The organism is Yonghaparkia sp. Soil809, from assembly GCF_001429705.1.
Taxonomy (GTDB): Bacteria; Actinomycetota; Actinomycetes; order Actinomycetales; family Microbacteriaceae; genus Microcella.
In genome coordinates this window covers 908,502-930,039 of record NZ_LMSV01000001.1, presented here as the reverse complement: position 1 = coordinate 930,039, position 21,538 = coordinate 908,502, and the positions used below count along the sequence as shown (strand labels likewise).

The following is a 21,538-nucleotide window of genomic DNA, read 5'->3' as shown; positions in this document are numbered from 1 at the left end:
GGCCGGTACCGGTCTCGTGGTCGCTCGTCGCCGGGAGGCTGTCCGAATCCAGGGCTAGTACCCCGCTCGGATACGCATCACAGGACCGGGTGCCGCTCAGGCGGCACCCGGTTCTGCGTGTCAGCATCACCGCGTGATCAGCACCTCCCTCGCCCGCCTGCTGCGCGACGCGGGCCTGCGCTGGAAGCCCGCCTCCGGCGACCGCTTCCAGATCGACCGCTCCGAGTTCGACGCGGAGGTCTTCACCGTCAGCGACCTCACTATCGAGCCCCACGAGTACGCCACCGGCACCGTCCTCGGCTTCAACGGCACGACCGAGTGGGCGCTCGACTCCGTGGCGCTCGACGACGCGCTGTGGCTGCCCCGCGAGGACCAGCTGCGCGACCTGCTCCGCGGAGCGTTCGTGCGCCTCGAGCGCGAGGGCGACGAGTATCGCGTGGTGCTCCGAGACGGGGATGGCGCAGAGTCGGCGTTCGCGAGCGTGTCGGCGCCCGAGGCCTACGGGCTCGCGCTGCTCTCGATGCTCGAGCGCGTCACCGCCTGAACCTCGGCCGATCGGGCCGGGCTACGCCGTCGCGGCCGACCCGAGGTCGTGGTGCTGCGCCGGCGAGGCGATCGGCGCGGCGACCGCGGGCGCGACGGGCGACGCGAGCGAGCCCGCGGCCGTCGCCGGTCGCGCGACCGGGATCCCGAAGAGGGTCTCGATCGCGGCGGCCACATCCACTCCGCGACCCGCGACCGCGTGCCGGCGCGCGAGCGTCGAGGGTGTGTGCAGGAAGACGCTCGTGAGGTGGCGCAGGGCCTCCTCGACGCGGCCGTCGGCATCGCCGCGGCGGCGGGCCCGCTCGATCTCCTCGTCGACGAGCCCGAGGACGTGCTGACGAAGCGCGACGATCGACGGCTCCACGGCGGCGGCGGTGACGAAGGCGTGGGCCGACTCGGCGACGACGCTGCGCGCCTCCTCCTCCGCCGACCAGTGCACGAGGGGCGCGTGGAGACGGATCGTCTCGAGGTCGAGGAGCGTGACGCCGTCGATCTCGCCGACCGCGGCGTCGACGTTGCGGGGCAGCCCGAGGTCGACGACGTACGCGGGCGCCTCGGCGGGGACGTCCGCCGCGGAGAGGCTCAGCCGCGTCGTGCACGTGATGACGACATCCGCCCCGCTCATCGCGGTCGTCAGGTCGTTCGTCCAGTCGAGGCCGTGGCGCGTGCCGAAGACCTGAGCGCGCCCGCTCGGCGAGTAGACGGTGATGCGCTCGGCGCCGCGGTCGCGCAGTGCCGCGACGGTGGTCGCCGCGTAGCGGCCCGTGCCGACGAGCACGACGCGCGCCGAGCTCCAGTCGGCGAGGCGGCTGCCGACGAGGTCGAGCGCGAGGCGGGCGAGGCTGCGACCCGTGCGGCTCGCATCGCCCTGCGCCCGCGCGGCGCGGGCGGTGCGGATCGCCTCCTGGAAGACGCGATCGAGGCGACCAGTGGATGCTCCGCTCGCGCGAGCCGCCTGAGCGGCCCGGCGCACCTGCCCGGCGATCTCCTCCTCGCCCACGGCGACCGACTCGAGCCCGGCCGAGACGGCGAAGAGGTGGTGCACGGCGGCGGGGGAGTCGAGGACCTCGGCGGTCGCGGAGACCTCGTGGGGGGCATCCTCGCCCAGGGAGCGGAGGGCGCGCGAGACGGAGTCGCGGGCGATCGCGTGGGCGTCCTCCGGCGTCGCGTCGGCGGGGGCGTCGACGTCGAGGTAGACCTCGAGGCGGTTGCAGGTCGCGACGGTGATCGCCCCGCGGACGGCGGGGTCGGAACCGCGGACGGCCCCTGTGAGCGCCTCGGCGTCGACCGCGAGCCGCTCGAGGACCTCGAACGGCGTGTTGCGATGGTTGGCGGTGACGCACAGGAGCACGACCCGATTCTACGGCGCGTCGGCTGGGTGAACCGCCGGGGCGGGGGCGCCGCCCGTCGGCGCCGACCGCGCCTCCGCCCGGAGGACTCTCGGATTCCAGCGCCTATCCTTGACGGGTGCCGTTGAGCCCCTCCCATCCTCTTGTCGACGGTCGCACGGCGAACGCTCCGCTCATCCGCGCGTACCGCGGCGACCGCCCCGAGCGCACCCCCGTCTGGTTCATGCGCCAGGCCGGCCGCTCCCTGCCGGAGTACCGCGAGCTGCGGGCCGGCGGCGACATGCTGCAGGCCTGCCTGACGCCCGCGATGGCGAGCGAGATCACCCTGCAGCCGGTGCGGCGCCACGGCGTCGACGCGGGCATCTTCTTCAGCGACATCGTCGTTCCCGTGCTGCTCGCGGGCGTCGACGTGCGCATCGTCGGCGGTCGCGGCCCCGTGATCGACGAGCCCGTCCGCACCGCGAGCGACGTGCTCAAGCTCCGCCCGATCGACCCCGCCTCGCTCGACCCCGTGCGCGAGGCGGTCGCGCTGACGGTCGAGCAGCTCGGCTCGACGCCGCTCATCGGCTTCGCCGGCGCCCCCTTCACGCTCGCGGCCTACCTCGTCGAGGGCGGGCCGTCGAAGGACCAGATGCGGGCGCGGGCCCTCATGCACAGCGACCCGCACACGTGGGCGGCGCTCCTCAACTGGTGCGCCGACGTCACGGGCGAGTTCCTGCGCGCCCAGGTCGAGGCGGGCGCGAGCGCCGCGCAGCTCTTCGACTCGTGGATCGGCTCGGTGTCGCAGAACGACTACCTGCGTCGCGTCGCCCCGCACTCCAAGCGCGCGCTCGACCACCTGCGCGGCCTCGACGTGCCGCAGGTGCACTTCGGCCTCGGCACCGACCGGATCCTCCGCGAGATCCGCGGCCTCGGCGTCGACGCGATCGGCATCGACTGGCGCCTGCCGCTCGACGAGGCCTCCGAGATCCTCGGCGGCGACGTCCCGCTGCAGGGCAACATCGACCCGGCCCTCCTCGGCGCACCCTGGCCGACGCTGCGCGCGCACGTCGACTCCGTCCTCGACCGCGGCCGCTCGGCCCCCGCGCACGTCGTCAACCTCGGCCACGGCGTCCCGCCCGAGACCGACCCCGACGTGCTCACGCGCCTCGTGCGCTACATCCACGGAGAGCAGTCCGACTGATGCGCGAGACCCTCGTCGTCGGCGCCGGCATCGCGGGCCTCGTGGTGGCGCGCGAGCTCGTGCTGCAGGGACACCGCGTGCGCGTGCTCGAGGCGGACGACCGCGCGGGCGGCCAGCTCCTGCGGAAGACGATCGCGGGCATCCCGCTCGACGCGGGGGCCGAGGCGTTCGCGACGCGCGGCGGCACCGTGCGCACCTACCTCGAGCGCCTCGGCATCGCCGATCGAGTCGTCGCTCCGCTCGACGCCCCCGCGTGGCTGCACGCCCGCACGGGCACGACGGTGCCGCTGCCCGCGGTGAGCCTCCTGGGCATCCCGTCGGCGCCGCTCGCCGAGGACGTCGTCGCGGTCGTCGGCCGCCGGGCGGCCTGGCGCGGCATGACGGATGCCCTGCTCCCCGGCCCCGTCGGCGCGAAGTCGGCCACGCTCGGCGAGCTCGTGCGGCGGCGCATGGGCGACGGAATTCTCGAGCAGCTCGTCGCGCCCGTCGTCGAGGGGATCCACTCCAAGCACCCCGACGAGCTCCCCGTGAGCGTCGCCCCCGGGCTCGTGCACCACCTGCTGCGCGAGAACTCGCTCGCCCGCGCCGTCGCGCGACTGCGCACCGACGCCCCCGCCGGCTCGCTCGTCGCCGGCCTCGCGGGCGGCATGGGGATGCTCGTGGACGCGCTGCTCGCCGAGCTCGACCGCTACGGCGTGACCGTCGAGTACGGCGTGCGCGTCGCCGAGGTGCACGCCGATCGCGTCGTGCTCGCGATCGATCCGGACGCCGACGACGCGGACGAGCCCGAGGGCGAGGTGCGCGAGGGCCTCGTCGTCGTCGCCGCGCCCGGCCTCGTCGACCCCGCCGACGGCCGTGCCGCGACTCGCACCGCGACTCATCTCATGACCCTCGTGATCGAGGCCGGCACCGACGCGGCGCGCGCGCTCGCCGAGAACCCGCGCGGCACCGGCGTGCTCGTCGCGCGCGGCACCGACGTCACCGCTCGCGCCCTCACGCACGTGAGCGCGAAGTGGGCCTGGGTGCGCGAGGCCGCCGCGGGGCGCGAAGTGCTGCGGCTCAGCTACGAGAGCCTGCCGAGCGCCGACACCGCCCGGCGCGACGCCGAGCTGCTGCTCGGCGTGAGGATCCCCGAGATCGCGGTCGTCGCGGCCGAGGCGACCACGTGGCTGCGCGCCGGCCGCTTCGAGGCCGCGCCGGGCATCCCCATCACCGGTGAGCAGGTGTCGGGCACGGGGCTCGCGAGCGTCATCGACCACGCCCACCGTCTCGCCGAGATCATCGGCCCGCCCGCCCCCGAGGCGGCGGCCGGCAGCAGCACCGACCCCGCAGCATCCACTGAAAGGACCGCATCGTGAGCGATCAGCTCGCCTACACCGTCTACGTCGTGCTGCGGCGCGACCCGCACCGCCCCGCGAGCGGCGGCGGCGTGCAGGAGGCCGTCGCCGCGGTCGCCGCTGACGGCGTGACCGTGCGCGGCGTGTACGACGTGAGCGGGCTGCACTCCGACGCCGACATCATGCTGTGGCTGCACGGCCCCGACCCCGACAAGATCCAGGCCGCCGTGCGCACGCTGCGCCGCGCCGAGCTGCTCAGCAGCCTGCTGCCGACGTGGAACGCCATGGGCGTCCACGTGCAGGCCGAGTTCAGCCGCAGCCACGCCCCCGCGTTCATGCTCGGCAAGGAGCCCAAGGGCTGGCTCTGCGTGTACCCCTTCGTGCGCTCGTACGAGTGGTACCTGCTGCCGGAGGAGGAGCGCCGCGACATGCTCGCCGAGCACGGTCGCAAGGGCAGCGCCTTCACGGGCGTGCTCGCCAACACCGTCGCGAGCTTCGCGCTCGGCGACTACGAGTGGCTGCTCGGCCTCGAGAGCGACGAGCTGCTCGACCTCGTCGACATGATGCGCGACCTGCGCTACACCGAGGCGCGCCGCCACGTGCGCGAAGAGGTGCCCTTCTACACCGGCCGTCGACTCGACGACGACGCGCTCGACGCTCAGATCCTGGAGGTCATCAAGTGACGATCACTAACGGACTCGGCCCCGACGGTCTCGCCGTCGTCGTCGACCTGACCGACGGCCGCTACGAGGGCGAGCAGTTCGCCCGCGCGGCGACCGACACCGCGCAGAAGTACGCCGTGCCCGGCCACGTCGAGGAGGGCGTCGCCTACGACGCCGTCATCCTCGCCGGCTTCGGCGGCCCCGAGGGCCAGGACGACGTCATCCCGTTCCTGCGCAACGTCACGAGCGGCCGCGGCATCCCCGACGAGCGCCTCGAGGAGGTCGCGCACCATTACCGCCACTTCGGCGGCGTGAGCCCGATCAACGAGCAGAACCGTCAGCTGCAGGCGGCGCTGCAGGCCGAGGCCGACCGCCGCGGCCTGGGCATCCCCATCTACTGGGGCAATCGCAACTGGGACCCGTACCTCCCCGAGGCGCTGCAGGAGGCCTTCGACGACGGCCACCGCACGATCCTCGGCCTCGCGACGAGCGCCTACTCGAGCTTCTCGAGCTGCCGCCAGTACCGCGAGGACTTCGCGAAGGCCCTCGACGCGACGGGCCTCTGGGGCCAGGTGCGCATCGACAAGGTCGGCCAGTTCTTCGACGCGCCGGGCTTCGTCGCCCCGTTCGTGACCGGTGTCGTGGATGCCCTGCGCACGCTCCTCGCGGAGGGCGCCGACCTCGCGACGACCCGCGTCCTGTTCGCGACCCACAGCATCCCGACCTCCGACGCCGAGCGCAGCGGCCCGCGCGACGTGGACTGGGGCGAGGGCGGAGCCTACGCCGCGCAGCACCTCGCGGTGAGCGAGGTCATCATGCGCAAGGCGCTCGCCGAGCTGCGCGCGGAGGGCGCCGACATCCTCGACGTCGACTGGCAGCTCGTCTACCAGAGCCGATCGGGCCCCCCGACGCAGCCGTGGCTCGAGCCCGACATCAACGACGCGATTCTCCACCACGCCGCCGCCGGCGCGACCGCGATCGTCATGGTGCCCGTCGGGTTCGTGAGCGACCACATGGAGGTCATGTGGGATCTCGACACCGAGGCGATGGAGACGTGCGAGGAGCACGGGCTGCGCGCCCTCCGCGTGCCGACCCCCGGCGTCGATCCCGTCTACGTGAGCGGACTCATCGACCTCGTCGAGGAGCGCCTGCGCGGCGCCGCGAAGAACGAGCGCGTGCGCGAGACGACCCTCGGCCCCTGGTACGACGTGTGCCGCCCCGGCTGCTGCGAGAACGTGCGCGCGGGCTTCAAGCCCGCCATCTCGGGCCTGCAGCCGTGATCCGGCTCGGCACGCGCGGCAGCGCACTCGCGCTCGCGCAGTCGCAGCGCGTCGCCGACTCGATCGCGGCCCGCACGGGGGAGGAGGTCGAGCTCGTGCGCATCACGACGCACGGCGACGTCTCGACGGCGCCGCTCGCATCGATGGGCGGGGTGGGCGTGTTCGTCGCCGCCGTGCGCGAGTCGCTCCTCGCCGAGGAGTGCGACGTCGTCGTGCACTCGCTCAAGGACCTCCCGACGACACCGCACCCGGGGCTCATGGTCGCGGCGATGCCGAAGCGGGCCGACGCGCGCGACGCGGCGATCGTGCGGGACGGCATCGCACTCGCCGACCTGCCCGCGGGCTCGAAGGTCGGCACGGGCTCGCCCCGCCGCCAGGCCCAGCTGCGCCGCCGGTTCCCCGACCTCGAGGTCGTCGAGCTGCGCGGCAACGTCGACACTCGACTCGCGCGCGTCCTGGGCCGCGAGGCCGGAGCCGCCGCCGACGGCTCGCCGATCGAGGCCATGACGGCCGACCTCGACGCGGTCATCCTCGCCGCCGCGGGGCTCGAGCGCCTCGGGCGCCTCGACGTCGTCACCGAATATCTGGGCATCGACGGATGGCCGACCGCGCCCGGTCAGGGAGCCCTCGCTGTCGAGACCCGTCGCGATCTCAGCGGCCCGCTCAAGAAGGCCCTCCTCGCACTCGATCACCGCTCGACGCGGCTCGCGGTCGAGGCGGAGCGCGCGGTGCTCCGCCGCCTCGAGGCCGGCTGCTCAGCGCCGCTCGGCGCCCACGCGTTCATCGACGGCGACATGATGTTCCTCGCCTCGCGCGTCTACTCGCCCGAGGGCGACCAGGTCTCGAGCGCGCACGCGCTCTACATCGACGACGCCGACGACCCCGCCGAGGATCTCGCCGCGCGCGTCGCCGACGAGCTGCTCGCGAACGGGGCAGCGGAACTCGCCCCTCTCGGAGGCGACAAGTGAGCGATCTCGGCCCGAGCATCCGCCCCCGCCGTCTGCGGCAGAGCGCGGCGATGCGGCGGCTCGTGAGCGAGACCGATCTGCGGCCCCGTCACCTCGTGCTGCCGCTCTTCGTGCGCGAGGGCGCGACGGACGCGCAGCCCATCGCCTCGATGCCCGGCGTCGAGCAGCACTCGCTCGACAGCCTGCGCGCGATCGCCGTGCGCGCGGCCGAGGCCGGGCTCGGCGGCGTCATGCTCTTCGGCGTGCCCGCCGTGCGCGACGCGATCGGGTCGGGCGCGACCGACCCCGAGGGCATCCTCAACGTCGCCGCCCGAGCGCTCGCCGCCGAGGTCGGCGACGCCCTCGTGGTGCAGACCGACCTCTGCCTCGACGAGTTCACCGACCACGGTCACTGCGGGGTCCTGGATGCCCGTGGCCGCGTCGACAACGACGCCACGCTCGAGCGCTACGCCGACATGGCCGTCGCGCAGGCGCAGGCGGGCGCTCAGGTGCTGGGCTTGAGCGGCATGATGGACGGCCAGACCGCCGTCGCCCGCGCCGCGCTCGATGAGGCGGGCTTCTCCGATGTCGCCCTGCTCGCCTACTCGGCGAAGTACGCCTCGGCGTTCTACGGGCCGTTCCGCGACGCGGTCGAGTCGCAGCTGCAGGGCGACCGCCGCACGTACCAGCTCGACCCCGCCAACGGGCGCGAGGGGCTTCGCGAGGCGCTGCTCGACCTCGACGAGGGCGCCGACATCGTCATGGTGAAGCCCGCGCTGGCCTACCTCGACGTGCTGCGGCAGGTCGCCGACGTCACGACCGTGCCCGTCTGGGCGTACATGGTCTCGGGCGAGTACGCGATGATCGCCGCCGCCGCGCAGAACGGCTGGATCGACGGCGACCGCGCGCAGCTCGAGGCGCTCACCTCGATCCGCCGGGCGGGCGCCGACGCCGCGCTCAGCTACGCGGCGCTCGACCTCGCCGAGAAGGGACTCATCTCATGACCCGCTTCATCTCGGGCCGCACGCCGACCACCAACGCCGAGGCCTTCGAGCGCGCGCTCGTCGTCACGCCCGGCGGCGTCAACTCGCCCGTGCGCGCGTTCCGCTCCGTCGGCGGCACGCCCGTCTTCCTCGCGAGCGGCCACGGCCCGTACGTGACCGACGTGGAGGGCACCGAGTACGTCGACCTCGTGGGGCAGTGGGGTCCGGCGCTGCTGGGCCACGCGCATCCCGACGTCATCGCCGCCGCCCACGCGGCCGTCGGCCGCGGTCTCGGATTCGGCGCCGCGTCGACGGGCGAGGTGGAGCTCGCCGAGCTCGTGCTCGACCGGCTGGCGCTGACCGGCCCCGACGGCACCGAGCGCCGCGGCATCGAGAAGCTGCGGCTCGTCTCGACCGGCACCGAGGCGACCATGACGGCGATCCGGCTCGCGCGCGGCGCGACCGGGCGGCCGCTGCTCGTGAAGTTCGCGGGGCACTACCACGGCCACTCGGACTCGCTGCTGTCGGAGGCGGGCTCGGGCATCGCGACGCTCGGCATCCCCGGCTCCGCGGGCATCACCCCCGAGACGGCCGCCCAGACGATCGTCATCCCCTACAACGACGAGGATGCCCTGGCCGAGGTGTTCGCCGCACACGGCGATCGCATCGCCGCGGTCATCACCGAAGCCGCCGCCGCCAACATGGGGGTCGTGCCGCCGAAGCCCGGCTTCAACAGGCTGCTCGCCGACACCGCTCACGCGCACGGCGCGCTGCTCATCGCCGACGAGGTCATGACGGGCTTCCGCTCGACGGCCGCCGGCTGGTGGGGGCTCGAGGAGGCCGAGGGCACGCCCTACGACGCCGACCTCACGACGTTCGGCAAGATCATCGGCGGAGGCCTGCCGCTCGCGGGCCTCGGCGGTCGCGCCGAGATCCTCGACCTGCTCGCGCCGCTCGGGCCCGTGTACCAGGCGGGCACGCTGAGCGGGAACCCGGTCGCTGTCGCGACGGGCGCCGCGATGCTGCGCGGCGCGGGCTCCGAGGTGTACGAGCACCTGCCGCGCGTCGCCCGCACGATCGCCGACGGGCTGTCGAGCGCCCTGTCGGCGGAGGGCGTCGCCCACACCGTCGCCTGGGCGGGCTCGCAGTTCTCGATCTTCTTCCGCGACACCGCCCCCCAGAACTACGCCGAGGCGCAGGCGCAGGACACCTGGCGGTTCGGACCGTTCTTCCACGCGATGCTCGAGCACGGCGTCTCGCTGCCGCCGAGCGTCTACGAGGCATGGTTCGTCTCGGCGGCGCACGACGACGCGGCGGTCGAGCGCGTGCTCGCGGCGGCGACGCCGGCGGCGCGCGCGGCCGCGGCCGCGACGCCCGCGCTGTAGCGCGGCCCGGCCTGCGCTGTCGCGCGCGACCGTGCGACCATCGGCGCTCGCGTCGCCGATGCGCAACTCAGGAACGGGCGAGGCGGGGGCCGTCAGGCAGCCGGCGATCACGGCGTCGTCGGGCCGATGTTCCTGAGTTGCGCATCGCGCCCGACTGCCCGCGGGCCGCGGCGCGCGCGGCGGCGCCGCCGGCGCGCGCGGCCGCCGCGGCCCGGCCCGCGCTCCAGCGCGCTCGGGCGACCGCGCGACCAGCGTCGGGGGCAGCGTCGGGGGCTGCGGCGCGAGACGGCGTCTGGGAATGGGCTCCATGTCTCCTTCACGCCCCGACCGCGCCCGACTACTCTGGGGAGGTCCCGCGGGCCCCGAATCCGGCCCGCAGGCCCAGTGGAGAAAGAGGAGTACGACTATGCGCGGAAAGATCCTGTTCCTGACCGGCCTCGGTGTCGGCTACGTGTTCGGAACCAAGGCGGGGCGCGAGAAGTACGAGCAGATCTCCCGCACCGCCGCGAAGTTCTGGAACGACCCTCGCGTGCAGGAGCGCGTCGACCAGGTCGAGGACTTCGTCAAGGAGAAGGCCCCCGAGGTCGCCGAGTTCGTCAGCGGCAACGCCAAGAAGGCCGCCTCGACCGTCACCGGCCGCAAGAGCTCCACCGCGAGCAGGAGCGGCGCGACCACGGCGAAGAGCGGCTCGGCCGCCTCGAAGAGCGGCTCGTCGTCGACCGGCTCGACCAGCTCGAGCTCGGGCTCGTCGAGCTCGTCCTGACCCCGGCGGAGGTGCGCCCATGACGACCCCCCGCACGACTCCGTCCCCCGCCGCCGAGCGCCGCGGGCTGTTCGCGCTGATCGCTGACGTCCCCCGGCTCATCGGCGACCTCGTGCGCGCGGAGATCGCGTCGCTCAAGGCCGAGATCGCGGGCAAGCTCAAGGCCGCCGGCATCGGCGCGGGCCTGCTGGTCGGTGCGGGCGTCGTCGCGTTCTTCGCGGCGCTCGTGCTCATCGCCGCCGGAGTGCTCGCGCTCTCGCTCGTGCTGCCCCCGTGGGCCGCGGCCCTCATCATCGGCGTCGTGCTGCTCATCATCGCCGCCATCGTCGCCGCAGCCGGCATCCGCAGTCTCAAACGGGGCATGCCCCCGACCCCCACCGACACCATCGAGAGTGTCAAGGATGACGTCCGCGCGGTGCGCGGACAGAGGAAGTAGAGGAGCATCATGACTGATTCCACGAACCCCACCACCGCCACCCCGTACACCACGCCGGCGAGCGCGGCTCCGGTCGGCTCCGACCCGAGTGCGCTCGAGAATGCGAAGGCAGCCGTGACCGACTCCGTGGAGGCGACCCGCCTCAAGCTCGAGCAGACCCTCGACGCGATCGAGGACAAGTTCGACGTCAAGAAGCGCACGGACGAGGTCGCCGAGCGCGTGCAGCGCTCGTACGAGGAGAACCCCGTGCCGTGGATCATCGGCGCGACCGCGGTCGCCGTCGGCGTCATCGGCCTCGTCGCGTGGGCGATCTTCTCGGACGACTGAGCGTCGCGATGGTCGATTAGGTCGCATCGCGGGTTGGGGTGACAATGAAAGAGATGTCCTCCTCAGCCCGAGATGCGACCATCATCGACCGCACCCCCACCGGTGCGCTGCCGGTGATCAAACCCCTGCTCGGTTGGCGCGTGCTCGTGCCCCGCGGGGGCAAATGGGGCGACGGCATCTCCGCCGGGCTTCGCGCCCTCGGTGCCGCGCCGGTCATCGCGCCGCTCATCAACTTCGCCGGCACCGAGGACCCCGACGAGCTGGCCGCCGAGCTGGACCGCCTCCGCGAGGGCGGCTACGCGTGGCTCGTCGTGACGAGCGCCACGACGGTCGACGTGCTCATGAGCCAGGGAGTCCGTCTGCCCGAGACCACGCGCGTCGCCGCGGTCGGGGAGACGACGGCCAACGCGCTGCAGCTCGCCGGGTACCCCGTGCACTTCGTGCCGAGCGACCACTCGGCGCGCGGTCTCGTCAAGGAGTGGCCGGGCGAGGCGACCGACGGCGAGGTGCTTGTGCCGCAGTCCGAGATCGCCGAGCCGACTCTCGTCAGCGGACTGCGCGAGCGCGGGGTCGTGGCGCGGTTCGTGAGCGCGTACCGCACCGTCGGGGTCTCGGCCCCGGCATCCGTCGTGGAGGACGTCGCCGAGGGGCGCATCCGCGCGCTCCTCGTGAGCTCGGGCAGCGTCGCGCGTCAGATCGCCGACCAGTTCGCCCCGCTGCCGGAGTCGACGGTCGTCGTCTGCATCGGGCCGCGCACCGCGTTCGATGCGCGCGCGGCGGGCCTGCGCGTCGACCGCATCGCCGAGGAGCGCTCCGCGCAGGCGCTCATCCGGGCGCTCGCCGAGTTCGCGATGGACCCGGACGACCGCCGACCGCCCGTCATCCCGTAGCGTCCGCGACGCGGAGCCCGCTCAGGCAGGCAGCAGCGTGAGGATGCCCGCGAGACCCACCGCGGCGGGCGCGCCCTGGATGACGGCCCCGGCCCACAATCGCGGCGCCGAGATCGCGAGCGCGAGAGCCGCGACGACCATGACGGCGAGCGCGCTCGCCGCGATGCCGACGCCGAGCGCGAGGTCGCCGTTCCAGGCGGTGCCGACGCCGACGACCGCCGCCGCCGCGAGCGCGAGGTTGTAGACGCCCTGATTCGCGGCGAAGAGCCGCAACGGGCGGGAGTCGTCCTCGACCCGCACGCCGAACATCCGCCGGACCCTCGGGCGAGAGAACGCGAGCGACTCGAGCACGAAGAATCCGATGTGCAGGGCGGCGGCGAGCACGGCCGCGATGAGGCCGATGGCGCTGAACGGGGTCATGCCCGCGAGGCTAGCCGACGAGGCGCTCGGCCCCTCGTCGCGCGAGACCTCGCGACGAGGGGCCGAGCGCGCGGCGCGCGCCCGGCCCCCGACGCTCGATGCGGCCTACCGCTGGCCGGCCCTGACGGTCGGCACCGACGCGGTCATCGCGACCGCGTCGTCGAACTCCTCGATGACTTCCGCGTTCGAGCGGAAGGTGGCGAGGCTGACGGCGACGGTGACCACGAGGCTCGCGATGAAGCCCGGGATGATCTCGTAGAGCTCGAAGCCCAGGGCGTCCCAGATGAACACCGTGGCGGCGCCGACGATCATGCCGCTCAGCGCACCCCAGTTGGTGAGCTTGCGCCAGAAGAGCGAGAGCAGCACGAGCGGGCCGAACGCGGCGCCGAAGCCGGCCCACGCGAAGCCGACCAGCTCGAGAATCGTCCCCTCCGGGTCGAGCGCGATCACGAGTCCGATGGCCGCGACGAGGAGCACGCACACGCGGCCCATCATGACCAGGAACCGAGACGAGGGCTCGGTCTTCGCGACGACCTTGTAGAGGTCTTCGACGAGCACCGACGAGCACACGATGAGCTGGCTCGACACCGTGCTCATGATCGCGGCGAGCACGGCGGCGAGCACGAGGCCCGCGACGAGGGGGTGCAGCAGGGTCTGGGCCAGGATCAGCACCACCGTCTCGGGATCGTCGATTACGGTTCCGCGGCTCGAGAAGAAGGCGAGGCCCGCGAGACCGCCGGCCACGGCGCCGACCAGGGAGAGGATCATCCAGCTCATGCCGATGCGGCGAGCGGGCGTGACGGCTGCCACGTCCTTCAGCGCCATGAAGCGCACGATGATGTGCGGCTGGCCGAAGTAGCCCAGACCCCAGGACAGCGACGAGACGAGAGCGATCACGGTGGCGCCGGTGAGCGCTGAGCCACCGAGAAGCGACAGGTGATCGGGGGCGACGCGAGTCAGCTCGTCGACGGTCGGCCCGAGCCCGCCCATCGTCACCACCGCCATGACGGGCAGCAGGATCAGCGCGATCAGCATGATCAGGCCCTGCGCGACGTCGGTCAGCGACGCGCCGAGGAACCCGCCGAACAGCGTGTAGGCGAGGGTGACGCCGGCGACGATCATCATGCCGGTGAGGTAGGTCGATCCGAACGACTGCTCGAAGAAGACGCCGCCGGCGACCATCATCGACGCCACGTAGAACGTGAAGAAGACGAGGATCACGAGACCTGACGCGATCCGGAGCACGCGGCTCGTATCGCGCAGGCGGTTCTCGAAGAAGCTCGGCACCGTGATCGAGTTGCGCGAGCGCTCGGTGTAGGCGCGCAGACGCGGGGCGACGAACTTCCAGTTCAGGTACGCGCCGATCGTGAGGCCCACGGCGATCCAGCCCTCGATGAGACCGACGGCGAAGATCGCGCCGGGGAGGCCGAGCATGATCCACCCCGACATGTCGGAAGCGCCCGCGCTGAGCGCCGCGGCCCAGGGCGGAAGCTTCCGACCGGCCAGCAGGTAATCCTCGTGGGATTCGGTCTTCCTGTACGCGTAGTAACCGATAGCAAGCATCACCGCGAAATAGATGACGATCGCGCCGATCTGATAAATCTCGTCGGACATGACGTTTCTCCTTGGTTGTTGGCGCACGCACACGATTGCGCACACGAACGATCAGCCTAACAAAGGCCGAGAATGCCGACGGAGGAATTCTCGCTTTCGATACCGCGAGGAGGGCGTCTAGCCGAAGAGCAGCGCGGCCTCGTCGTAGCGCGACTGCGGCACCGTCTTGAGGGTCCCGAGCGCCTCCTCGAACGGCACAGGAACGATCTCGGTGCCGCGGAGGGCGACCATGCGACCCCACTGGTGCTCGTTGACGACCGTGATCGCGGCCATGCCGAGGCGCGTGGCGAGCACGCGGTCGAACGCGCTCGGGGTGCCGCCGCGCTGGATGTGCCCGAGCGTCGTCGCACGCGTCTCGATGCCCGTGCGCTCCTCGATGAGCGGGGCGATGCGCTCGCCGATGCCGCCGAGGCGAGGGCGGCCGAACGCGTCGAGTCCGCGCTCGGAGTGCGGCTCGTCGTCCTCCGGCAGCGTGAAGCCCTCGGCGACGACGACGAGCGGCGCGCGCCCGCGGTCGTAGGCGCTCTGCACCCACTCGGCCACCTGGTCGAGGCTCGTCTTCTGCTCGGGGATGAGGATCGCGTGCGCGCCGGCGGCCATGCCCGAATGCAGGGCGATCCAGCCCACGTGGCGGCCCATGACCTCGGCGACCATGCAGCGGTTGTGGGCGTCGCCCGTGGTGCGCAGGCGGTCCATCGCCTCGGTCGCGATGCCGACGGCCGTGTCGAAGCCGAAGGTGTAGTCGGTGGCGTCGAGGTCGTTGTCGACCGTCTTGGGCACGCCCACGATCCTGACCCCCGCATCCGTCAGCCGCTTGGCGGCCGCGAGGGTCCCCTCGCCGCCGATCGCGATGAGCGCATCGAGGCCGTTCTCGGCCATGACCTCGTTGATGCGCTCGACCCCGCCACGGCCCTCGAAGGGGTTCGTGCGGCTCGTACCGAGGATCGTGCCGCCCTGCTTGCTGATGCCCTTGACCTCGTGGCGCGACAGCGGGAGAGTGTCGTTCTCGACGAGGCCCTTCCAGCCGTCCTTGAAGCCGACGAACTCGTGCGTGTGGACGGTCGTGCCGACGAGCACGGCTCCGCGGATGACGGCGTTGAGGCCGGGAGCGTCGCCGCCGGAGGTGAGCATTCCAATACGCATGAGCTCTATCTAAGTGCGTCAGCGGGCCCGGTGCGAAAACGAGCAGTGACCGACAGTCCCCGTCGCAGGGGGCGGATGCCCGCTAGGGTTCGCGCTGAGGGAGCCTCAGCGCTCCTGCCCGCCACCCCGCCTGCGACAGGAGACGCGCATGACCGACCCCACGACCCCCGGCACCCCCGACTCGACCGGCCCCGGTTCGAGCAATCCCGCGACGTATCCGCCGGCTCCGCCCGCGCCCGCCGCGGCTCCCTACCCGGCGCCCGGCGCCGCGAGCGGCGAGGACCCGGGGCGCACGCTCGGCATCGTCGCGCTCATCCTCGCCTTCTTCGTGTCGATCGCAGGCCTCGTCGTCGGCATCATCGCGCGCAACAAGTCGAAGGCGGCCGGATACTCCAACGGCTTCGCGACCGCCGCGATCTGGCTGAGCATCGTGTTCATGATTCTCGGCATCATCCTCGCGATCGTCCTCATCGCGGGCGGCTTCGCTCTCGTGGGCGGCCTCGCTGAGGCCTGCAACGGGCTCGGCTCCGGCACGTTCGAGGTCGACGGCGTCACCTACGACTGCCCGTAGGCTCCATCGACCCCGCGGGGGCGGCCGTGCGCACCGTGCGCTCAGCCGCCCCCGCTAGTTTTCGCCCCATGACCGACGCCGCGTCCTTCCTCTCCCTCGCCGACGAGCAGTACGTCCTGCTCACGACGACGCGCCGGTCGGGCGTCGACGTCGCCACCCCGGTCTGGGTGGGCCGCGATGGCGACGCGCTCATCGTCACGACGGCGGCGTCCGCCGGGAAGACCAAGCGCATCCGTCACACGCCCCGCGTCACGCTGCAGGCGTGCGACCGCGTCGGCGCGCCGACCCCCGGTGCTCCCGTCGTCGAGGGGCGCGCGATCGTCGACGAGAGCGCGGAGGCCCGCGAGCGGCTCGACCGCGCGTACCGCGAGAAGTACGGCGCCGCGTACGCCGCGATCCGCGCGCTGCAGAAGGTCAGGGGCCGCTCGGCCGGATCCTCGGTCGTGCTGCGCATCACGCAGGGATGACTCTCGCCCCCGACGCGACCGGCCTCTACGCGCCGGGTCGCCCGGTCGACCTGCGGCAGACGCTCTTCCCCCTGCGCCGCGGGCACGCCGACCCGACCCTCCAGTGGACGCCCGACGGCGCCGCGTGGCGCACCCAGCGCACTCCCGAGGGCATCGCCCTGGTGCGGATGCTCGCCCGCCGTTCGGCCGCCCCCGACTCCGGCGCCGGCGGGGCGGGGGCGGCGGCCGCCGGGAGCATCGCGGCCACCGAGGTCGAGCTCGCGGCGTGGGGCCCCGGCGCCGCGTGGTCCCTCCGGCAGGCGCCGGAGCTGCTCGGGGAGGGCGACGACTGGAGCGCGCTCGACGCCCTGCTGGAGCCGGGAGCGCTCGCCGGCCGCGCGGGCGCGGGTGCCGGCGCGAGCCCGATCGGTCCCGAGGTCGTGGCCGGGCTCGCGCGCGTGCGGCGTCGTCACCCGGGGCTGCGGCTGCTGCGCACGGGCATCGTGCTCGACTCGGCCGTCGCGGCCGTGCTCGAGCAGAAGGTCACGGGGGTCGAGGCCCGACGCGCGTGGCGCACGCTCATCCGGCAGCACGGCGAGGCGGTGCCGGGGCCCGCGCCGGAGGGCATGCGGGTCATCCCGGACCCCGAGCGGTGGCGGAGCATCCCGGACCACGACTGGCACTCCGCGGGGGTCGGCCCGCAGCGGATGCACACCATCCGCCGCGTGGCGGCCGTGGCTCCCGCGCTCGAGCGCACCCTCGCCCTCGGCCGCGGCGGGCCCGCGGTCGCCGCGGCGCTCACGTCGATCCCGGGCCTGGGGGAGTGGACCGCCGCCGAGATCACCCAGCGCGCCCACGGCGACGCCGATGCGATCAGCGTCGGCGACTTCCACCTCGCCGGTCTCGTCGGGTACGCGCTCACGGGCGAGCGTACCGACGACCCCGGCATGGTGCGGCTGCTCGCCCCGTTCTCCGGTCACCGGCAGCGGATCGTGCGGCTCATCGCGACGCTCGGCTCGACGGCACCCCGGCAGGGGGCGCGCATGACGATTCAGGACCACCGCCGGCACTGAGCGCGGGCCCGGGCTGTGGAGGTGCCACAGCCCGCGCGACACCCGGCCGCGCGAGGTCTAGCGTCGGCCGGGTGAACATGATCGTCCGCCTGCTCCTGCTGAGCATCCGCTCGCGATTCGGGCCCCGGCTCGCCCCCACCGATGTCGCGCGCACGGCCTTCCGCGTGCTGCCCACCGACCTCGACGTGCTCAACCACATGAACAACGGCGTGTACCTGTCGATCATGGATCTCGGCCGCATCGACCTCATGGCGCGGTCGGGCGTCTGGCCCGAGCTGCGCCGCCGCGGGTATTACCCCGTCGTTGTGAGCTCGACGATCACGTATCGCCGCTCGCTCGAGCCGTGGCAGCGGTTCACGGTCGAGAGCCGCATCGTCGGCCTCGACGACGTCGCCGGCTACGTCGAGCAGCGCTTCGTGCGCGACGGCGAGGTGTGCGCGCGCGGCGTCATCAAGGCGCGCTTCCTCAAGAGGTCCGGCGGCATCGTGCCCATCCCCGAGCTCGCCGAGCTCTTCGGCCTCGACCCCGACGACCACGCGCTGCCCGAGTGGCTCGCGCACTGGAGCGCCGCCGCGAGCCTGCCGCCGCGCCGCGAGCCGACGCCGAGCGTCTGGGACTGAGAGCCCGCCCGGCGAGGGGGTGGCTCGGGCGCCGCCCGATCGCTACGGTTCGAGGGTGAGCCAACCCGAGAAGAGCGCCCCGCGCAGCAGCGAGCCCGACGACCGGAAGCCGCGCTCCGTCTACGGCGTCGGCGCCGAGCCCGACGTGCAGGCGAGCCTCGCCAACGAGCGCACCGCCCTGTCGTGGATCCGCACGGGCCTCGCGCTCGTCGCGGGCGGCGTGGCGCTCGCGACGCTCGCGAGCTTCGGCGACCTGCCCGTCGTCATCGTCGCGATCGCGGGCCTCGCGAGCCTCGGCGGCGGCCTCCTCGCCGTGTGGTCGCTCGTCGGCTGGCGTCGCACCGAGCGAGCGCTGCGGCTCCAGGAGCCTCTTCCGCCGCCCTCCGCGCTGCCGTGGCTCGTCGGCGCCGTCGTCGCGGTCGCGATCTTCCTCGCCGGATTCGCGGCGTACCAGGCGCTCACGGGCGTCTGATGACGGCGGCGGATGCCCGGCGCGAGCCCGATCCCGCCGACGACGCGCAGCGCGCCGTCGCGCGCGAGCCCTCGACGGACACGGGCTTCGTGCGCCGCGCGAGCCCGGCCAATCGCACCTCGCTGTCGTGGCAGCGCACGTCGGCGGCCGCCGCGCTCGTCGCGATGTTCGCGGCCTTCACCGCCTTCCGGCTCGGAGAGCCGGGCGTCGCGATCGCGGCCGGCGTCGTCGCGCTCGTCGGGCTGCTGGTCGGCGCGACGACTCCGCGCGTCTCGCGCCATCGCCCGGGGGACCGCCACCCCTACGCCTACATCGTGCGGGGCGCCATCGTGCTCGGCATGACCGGGCTGCTCGGGGTCGCGCTCGCCGCCTACGCGCTCGTCGACGGGTAGGGCGTCGCAGCCGGCGTCGGCGCGCGGGCCGCGCCGGGCATCCGACCGCTACCGGCTCTCGAGGACCGCCATCGCCGCGTTGTGGCCGCCGATCGCGGAGACCGCGCCGCCGCGCTGGGCGCCCGAGCCGCAGAAGAGGATGCCCGGCAGGCCTGTGTCGACGCCCCAGCGCAAGGCGGGGGTCGAGAGGTCGGCGCCGTCCTCCGCCCACGGCCACGACAGGTCGCCGTGGAAGATGCTGCCCGCGGGCAGGCGCAGCGCGTGCTCGAGGTCGCGCGTCGTCTTCGTCTCGAGGCACGGGTTGCCGTCACCGTCGGTCATGAGCAGCGGCTCGATGGGCTCGGCGAGAACCGAGTTCAGCGAGTCGAGCACGCCGCGCTCGAACCGCGAGCGCATGTCGTCGTTCGTGCGCTCGGTCAGGAGCCGGTCGGGGGTGTGCAGGGCGAAGACGGTGAGGGTCTGGGCTCCCGCGGCCTGGAGCTCGGGCGACAGGATCGACGGGTCGGTGAGCGAGTGGCAGTAGATCTCGGCGGGGATGGGGTCGGGTATTGAGCCGCCCGCCGCCGCATCGTAGGCCGCCTGCAGCTGCGACCACGTCTCGTTGATGTGGAAGGTGCCGCCGAACGCCGCCGCCGGGTCGATCCTCGCGTCGCGCAGGCGCGGCAGGCGGGTCAGGAGCATGTTCACCTTGACCTGGGCGCCCTCGGCGTCGAGCGCGGCCGCCCCGAACTCGTCGTCGGCGCCGCCCGCGGCGAGCAGGCGCGCGAGCTCCTGCGGCGAGCAGCCGACGAGGACGTGGTCGGCGGCGATGCGGCGCTCGGTCGCGTCGGCGCCTGTGCTGTGGGCGCTGCCGCTGGGCGCGCCCTGCCGCACCGTCACGATGCGATCGGGGCTCAGCGCGGTCACGTCGGCGTTCGTGGTGAGGATGCTCCCGGCCAGTCGCGCGGCCCGGGCGAGCTCGCCGCTCACGGCGCCCATGCCGCCGACGGGAACGTTCCAGTCGCCCGTGCCCCCGCCGATCACGTGGTAGAGGAAGCAGCGGTTGGCGTTGAGGGTGGCATCCACGTTCGGGGCGAAGGTGCCGATGAGCGCGTCGGTGGAGACGACCCCGCGTACGAGATCGTCGGCGAAGGTGCGCTCGATCGTCTCGCCCACGGGGCGCTCGATGAGGGCATCCCATGCCGCTCTGTCGGCGACGGCCGCGCGCGCCTCGCTGCGCGTCAGCAGCGGGTCGGTCACCGTCGGGAAGAGTGCGCGGGCGAGGCGCTGCGTGCCCTCGTAGAAGCGGCCCCACGCCTCGGCGTCGGCGGTCGCCTCGAGGGCGGCGAAGGATGCGGCGGTCGCGGTGGCGTCGTGGTTGTCGACGAGGAGGCCGCGGTCGGTTCCGGGCAGCGGCGTGTAGGACGAGTAGCGACGCGGCGCGAGGCGGATGCGCAGCCCGAGGTCGTCGATGATGCGCTGGGGGAGCATGCTCACGAGGTACGAGTAGCGGCTGAGCCGGGCATCCACGCCGGGGAAGGCCTGGGCCGAGACAGCGGCGCCGCCGAGCACGTCGAGGCGCTCGAGCACCTCGACCTCAAGGCCGGCGCGGCTCAGGTAGGCGGCGGCGGCGAGGGCGTTGTGGCCTCCGCCGATGATGACGACGTCGCGGCGCTCGGTGGGCGGGGTCACGGGCTCGGGCTCCTTCGCGGCGGTGCGTACCCGCGGCGTCGCGGGTCGGGTCTCGTCAGCCTACGACGGCGAGGGCGGGCGCGCTCAGGGCGCGACCGCGCGCGCGAGCACCTCGCGCACCGCGACGATCGCCGGGCGCGACGCCGACGAGCGGCGCGCGGCCGTGAACACCTCGCGCTCGGGCGACCCCGGCAGGTCGACGAGCCGCACCGGCGCGCGCCCGCCCATCCACAGCAGGTCGGGCAGCAGCGCGACGGCGTGCCCGGCCTCGATGAGCCGCACGTGCGCCTGCAGGTCGGCGGTCTCGAAGCGCACGTCGGGCTCGAATCCGGCGAGCCGGCACTGCTGCTCGGCCCAGTGGCGCGACGCGGTGCCGCGCGGCTCCATGACCCAGGCGGCGTCGGCCGCGTCGGCGAGCGAGGTGAGCGCAGCATCCGCTCGCACGCCCAGCCGCAGGGCGTCGCGATGCAGCGGCACGCGGTCGAGCTCGCGCCGCAGCGGGGCGGCGTGCGCGGGGTACTGCTCGGCGATGACGAGGTCGAACTCGCGCGCCCACACCTCGTCGAGCGCCGATTCGGGCTCGCGCTGGGTCACCTCGACCCGCAGCGACGGATGCTCCGCCTCGAGCAGCGACAGCGCCCGGGGCACGATGCCGAGCGCCGCCGACTGGAACACCGCGAGCCGCACGGTGCCCCGCAGCGGCTCGTCCGCGGCGAGGGCGACGGATGCTCCGAGCGCCGATTCGAGGCGCTCCATCTCGTCGAGAACGCGGCCAGCACCCTCGGCGAGCAGCTCGCCCTGCGGCGTCAGCTGCACGCCGCGGCCGACGCGCTCGAGCAGGGGAACCCCCGCCTCGAGCTCGAGCTGCGCGAGCTGCTGCGAGATCGTCGACGGGCTGTACGAGAGGGCGCGCGCGACGGCGTGCAGACTGCCGCGGCGCTGCACCTCGCGCAGCAGGCTCAGGCGGCGCAGATCAAGCAAAGGGCCTCCTGTCAATCGTTCGAGTATGCCGAACAGTACCGTGCACAAAT

24 protein-coding genes are annotated in these 21,538 nt (G+C 73.5%); 18 read left to right on the top strand and 6 right to left on the bottom strand.

From position 1 onward, the window contains the following. Positions 1-133 precede the first annotated feature (133 nt). Entirely contained in the window at positions 134-544 is a 411-nt protein-coding gene (locus tag ASG83_RS04525) for a hypothetical protein (protein WP_055857605.1), read from the top strand. Positions 545-565: 21 nt separating this feature from the next. On the opposite strand, the gene ASG83_RS04520 is transcribed toward ASG83_RS04525, so the two are convergent. Next, positions 566-1,894 carry a glutamyl-tRNA reductase gene (locus ASG83_RS04520; protein ID WP_082599084.1) on the bottom strand — a complete coding sequence of 443 codons (1,329 nt, stop codon included), beginning with the start codon at positions 1,892-1,894 and terminating at the stop codon, positions 566-568. 116 nt (positions 1,895-2,010) lie between these two features. Between ASG83_RS04520 and hemE the strand changes: the two genes are divergently transcribed. The 11 genes from hemE to ASG83_RS04465 all read left to right on the top strand — a co-directional run bounded on the left by hemE (position 2,011) and on the right by ASG83_RS04465 (position 12,085). Further along, the gene (gene hemE, locus ASG83_RS04515; protein WP_055857603.1) at positions 2,011-3,075 is read left to right on the top strand and encodes a uroporphyrinogen decarboxylase; all 1,065 of its coding nucleotides are present in this window, start codon (positions 2,011-2,013) and stop codon (positions 3,073-3,075) included. Further along, positions 3,075-4,433 carry an NAD(P)/FAD-dependent oxidoreductase gene (locus tag ASG83_RS04510; RefSeq protein ID WP_055857601.1) on the top strand — a complete coding sequence of 453 codons (1,359 nt, stop codon included), beginning with the start codon at positions 3,075-3,077 and terminating at the stop codon, positions 4,431-4,433. Before hemE ends, ASG83_RS04510 begins: the two co-directional genes overlap by 1 nt. Next, positions 4,430-5,095, top strand: coding sequence for a hydrogen peroxide-dependent heme synthase (gene hemQ, locus ASG83_RS04505; RefSeq protein WP_369813376.1), 666 nt, complete (start codon positions 4,430-4,432; stop codon positions 5,093-5,095). The genes ASG83_RS04510 and hemQ overlap by 4 nt, the downstream gene beginning before the upstream one ends. Positions 5,096-5,211: 116 nt before the next feature. Next, positions 5,212-6,354 carry a ferrochelatase gene (locus tag ASG83_RS04500; protein WP_055859288.1) on the top strand — a complete coding sequence of 381 codons (1,143 nt, stop codon included), beginning with the start codon at positions 5,212-5,214 and terminating at the stop codon, positions 6,352-6,354. Then, positions 6,351-7,322, top strand: coding sequence for a hydroxymethylbilane synthase (gene hemC, locus ASG83_RS04495; protein ID WP_200959262.1), 972 nt, complete (start codon positions 6,351-6,353; stop codon positions 7,320-7,322). Before ASG83_RS04500 ends, hemC begins: the two co-directional genes overlap by 4 nt. Further along, positions 7,319-8,305, top strand: a complete 987-nt coding sequence (hemB, locus tag ASG83_RS04490) for a porphobilinogen synthase (RefSeq protein ID WP_082599083.1) — start codon at positions 7,319-7,321, stop codon at positions 8,303-8,305. Before hemC ends, hemB begins: the two co-directional genes overlap by 4 nt. Continuing rightward, positions 8,302-9,669 carry a glutamate-1-semialdehyde 2,1-aminomutase gene (locus tag ASG83_RS04485; protein WP_055857597.1) on the top strand — a complete coding sequence of 456 codons (1,368 nt, stop codon included), beginning with the start codon at positions 8,302-8,304 and terminating at the stop codon, positions 9,667-9,669. The genes hemB and ASG83_RS04485 overlap by 4 nt, the downstream gene beginning before the upstream one ends. A 406-nt stretch (positions 9,670-10,075) precedes the next feature. Next, positions 10,076-10,432 carry a hypothetical protein gene (locus ASG83_RS04480; RefSeq protein WP_055857595.1) on the top strand — a complete coding sequence of 119 codons (357 nt, stop codon included), beginning with the start codon at positions 10,076-10,078 and terminating at the stop codon, positions 10,430-10,432. A gap of 19 nt (positions 10,433-10,451) precedes the next feature. After that, complete coding sequence (locus ASG83_RS04475; RefSeq protein ID WP_055857593.1) at positions 10,452-10,868, top strand: phage holin family protein; 417 nt, start codon at positions 10,452-10,454, stop codon at positions 10,866-10,868. 9 nt (positions 10,869-10,877) lie between these two features. Next, the gene (locus tag ASG83_RS04470) at positions 10,878-11,195 is read left to right on the top strand and encodes a DUF3618 domain-containing protein (RefSeq protein ID WP_156376708.1); all 318 of its coding nucleotides are present in this window, start codon (positions 10,878-10,880) and stop codon (positions 11,193-11,195) included. Positions 11,196-11,248: 53 nt separating this feature from the next. Then, positions 11,249-12,085, top strand: coding sequence for a uroporphyrinogen-III synthase (locus ASG83_RS04465; protein WP_082514813.1), 837 nt, complete (start codon positions 11,249-11,251; stop codon positions 12,083-12,085). A gap of 21 nt (positions 12,086-12,106) precedes the next feature. Here ASG83_RS04465 and ASG83_RS04460 read toward each other — a convergent pair whose 3' ends face one another. The 3 genes from ASG83_RS04460 to ASG83_RS04450 all read right to left on the bottom strand — a co-directional run bounded on the left by ASG83_RS04460 (position 12,107) and on the right by ASG83_RS04450 (position 15,262). Continuing rightward, positions 12,107-12,505, bottom strand: a complete 399-nt coding sequence (locus ASG83_RS04460) for a DUF1304 domain-containing protein (RefSeq protein ID WP_055857591.1) — start codon at positions 12,503-12,505, stop codon at positions 12,107-12,109. Positions 12,506-12,610: 105 nt separating this feature from the next. Next, entirely contained in the window at positions 12,611-14,119 is a 1,509-nt protein-coding gene (putP, locus tag ASG83_RS04455; RefSeq protein ID WP_055857589.1) for a sodium/proline symporter PutP, read from the bottom strand. A 117-nt stretch (positions 14,120-14,236) separates the two neighbouring features. Continuing rightward, entirely contained in the window at positions 14,237-15,262 is a 1,026-nt protein-coding gene (locus ASG83_RS04450; RefSeq protein WP_055857587.1) for a 6-phosphofructokinase, read from the bottom strand. Positions 15,263-15,410: 148 nt separating this feature from the next. On the opposite strand from ASG83_RS04450, the gene ASG83_RS04445 reads away from it, so the two are divergent. From ASG83_RS04445 to ASG83_RS04420, 6 genes are all read left to right on the top strand, one after another. Then, positions 15,411-15,833 carry a DUF4190 domain-containing protein gene (locus ASG83_RS04445; RefSeq protein WP_055857585.1) on the top strand — a complete coding sequence of 141 codons (423 nt, stop codon included), beginning with the start codon at positions 15,411-15,413 and terminating at the stop codon, positions 15,831-15,833. 68 nt (positions 15,834-15,901) lie between these two features. After that, positions 15,902-16,300 carry a PPOX class F420-dependent oxidoreductase gene (locus tag ASG83_RS04440; protein WP_055857583.1) on the top strand — a complete coding sequence of 133 codons (399 nt, stop codon included), beginning with the start codon at positions 15,902-15,904 and terminating at the stop codon, positions 16,298-16,300. Next, positions 16,297-17,352, top strand: a complete 1,056-nt coding sequence (locus ASG83_RS04435) for a DNA-3-methyladenine glycosylase (protein WP_055857581.1) — start codon at positions 16,297-16,299, stop codon at positions 17,350-17,352. Before ASG83_RS04440 ends, ASG83_RS04435 begins: the two co-directional genes overlap by 4 nt. 77 nt (positions 17,353-17,429) lie before the next feature. Then, positions 17,430-17,972 (top strand): thioesterase family protein, encoded by a 543-nt coding sequence (locus tag ASG83_RS04430; protein WP_055859272.1) that lies wholly within the window; start codon positions 17,430-17,432, stop codon positions 17,970-17,972. A 55-nt stretch (positions 17,973-18,027) separates the two neighbouring features. After that, entirely contained in the window at positions 18,028-18,444 is a 417-nt protein-coding gene (locus tag ASG83_RS04425; RefSeq protein WP_055857579.1) for a YidH family protein, read from the top strand. After that, positions 18,444-18,836 (top strand): hypothetical protein, encoded by a 393-nt coding sequence (locus ASG83_RS04420; RefSeq protein WP_055857576.1) that lies wholly within the window; start codon positions 18,444-18,446, stop codon positions 18,834-18,836. The genes ASG83_RS04425 and ASG83_RS04420 overlap by 1 nt, the downstream gene beginning before the upstream one ends. Positions 18,837-18,884: 48 nt before the next feature. Here ASG83_RS04420 and ASG83_RS04415 read toward each other — a convergent pair whose 3' ends face one another. Both ASG83_RS04415 and ASG83_RS04410 read right to left on the bottom strand, forming a co-directional pair. Continuing rightward, the gene (locus ASG83_RS04415) at positions 18,885-20,507 is read right to left on the bottom strand and encodes an NAD(P)/FAD-dependent oxidoreductase (protein WP_055857574.1); all 1,623 of its coding nucleotides are present in this window, start codon (positions 20,505-20,507) and stop codon (positions 18,885-18,887) included. Positions 20,508-20,591: 84 nt separating this feature from the next. Continuing rightward, positions 20,592-21,488 carry a LysR family transcriptional regulator gene (locus ASG83_RS04410; RefSeq protein ID WP_055857572.1) on the bottom strand — a complete coding sequence of 299 codons (897 nt, stop codon included), beginning with the start codon at positions 21,486-21,488 and terminating at the stop codon, positions 20,592-20,594. Positions 21,489-21,538: the final 50 nt, after the last annotated feature.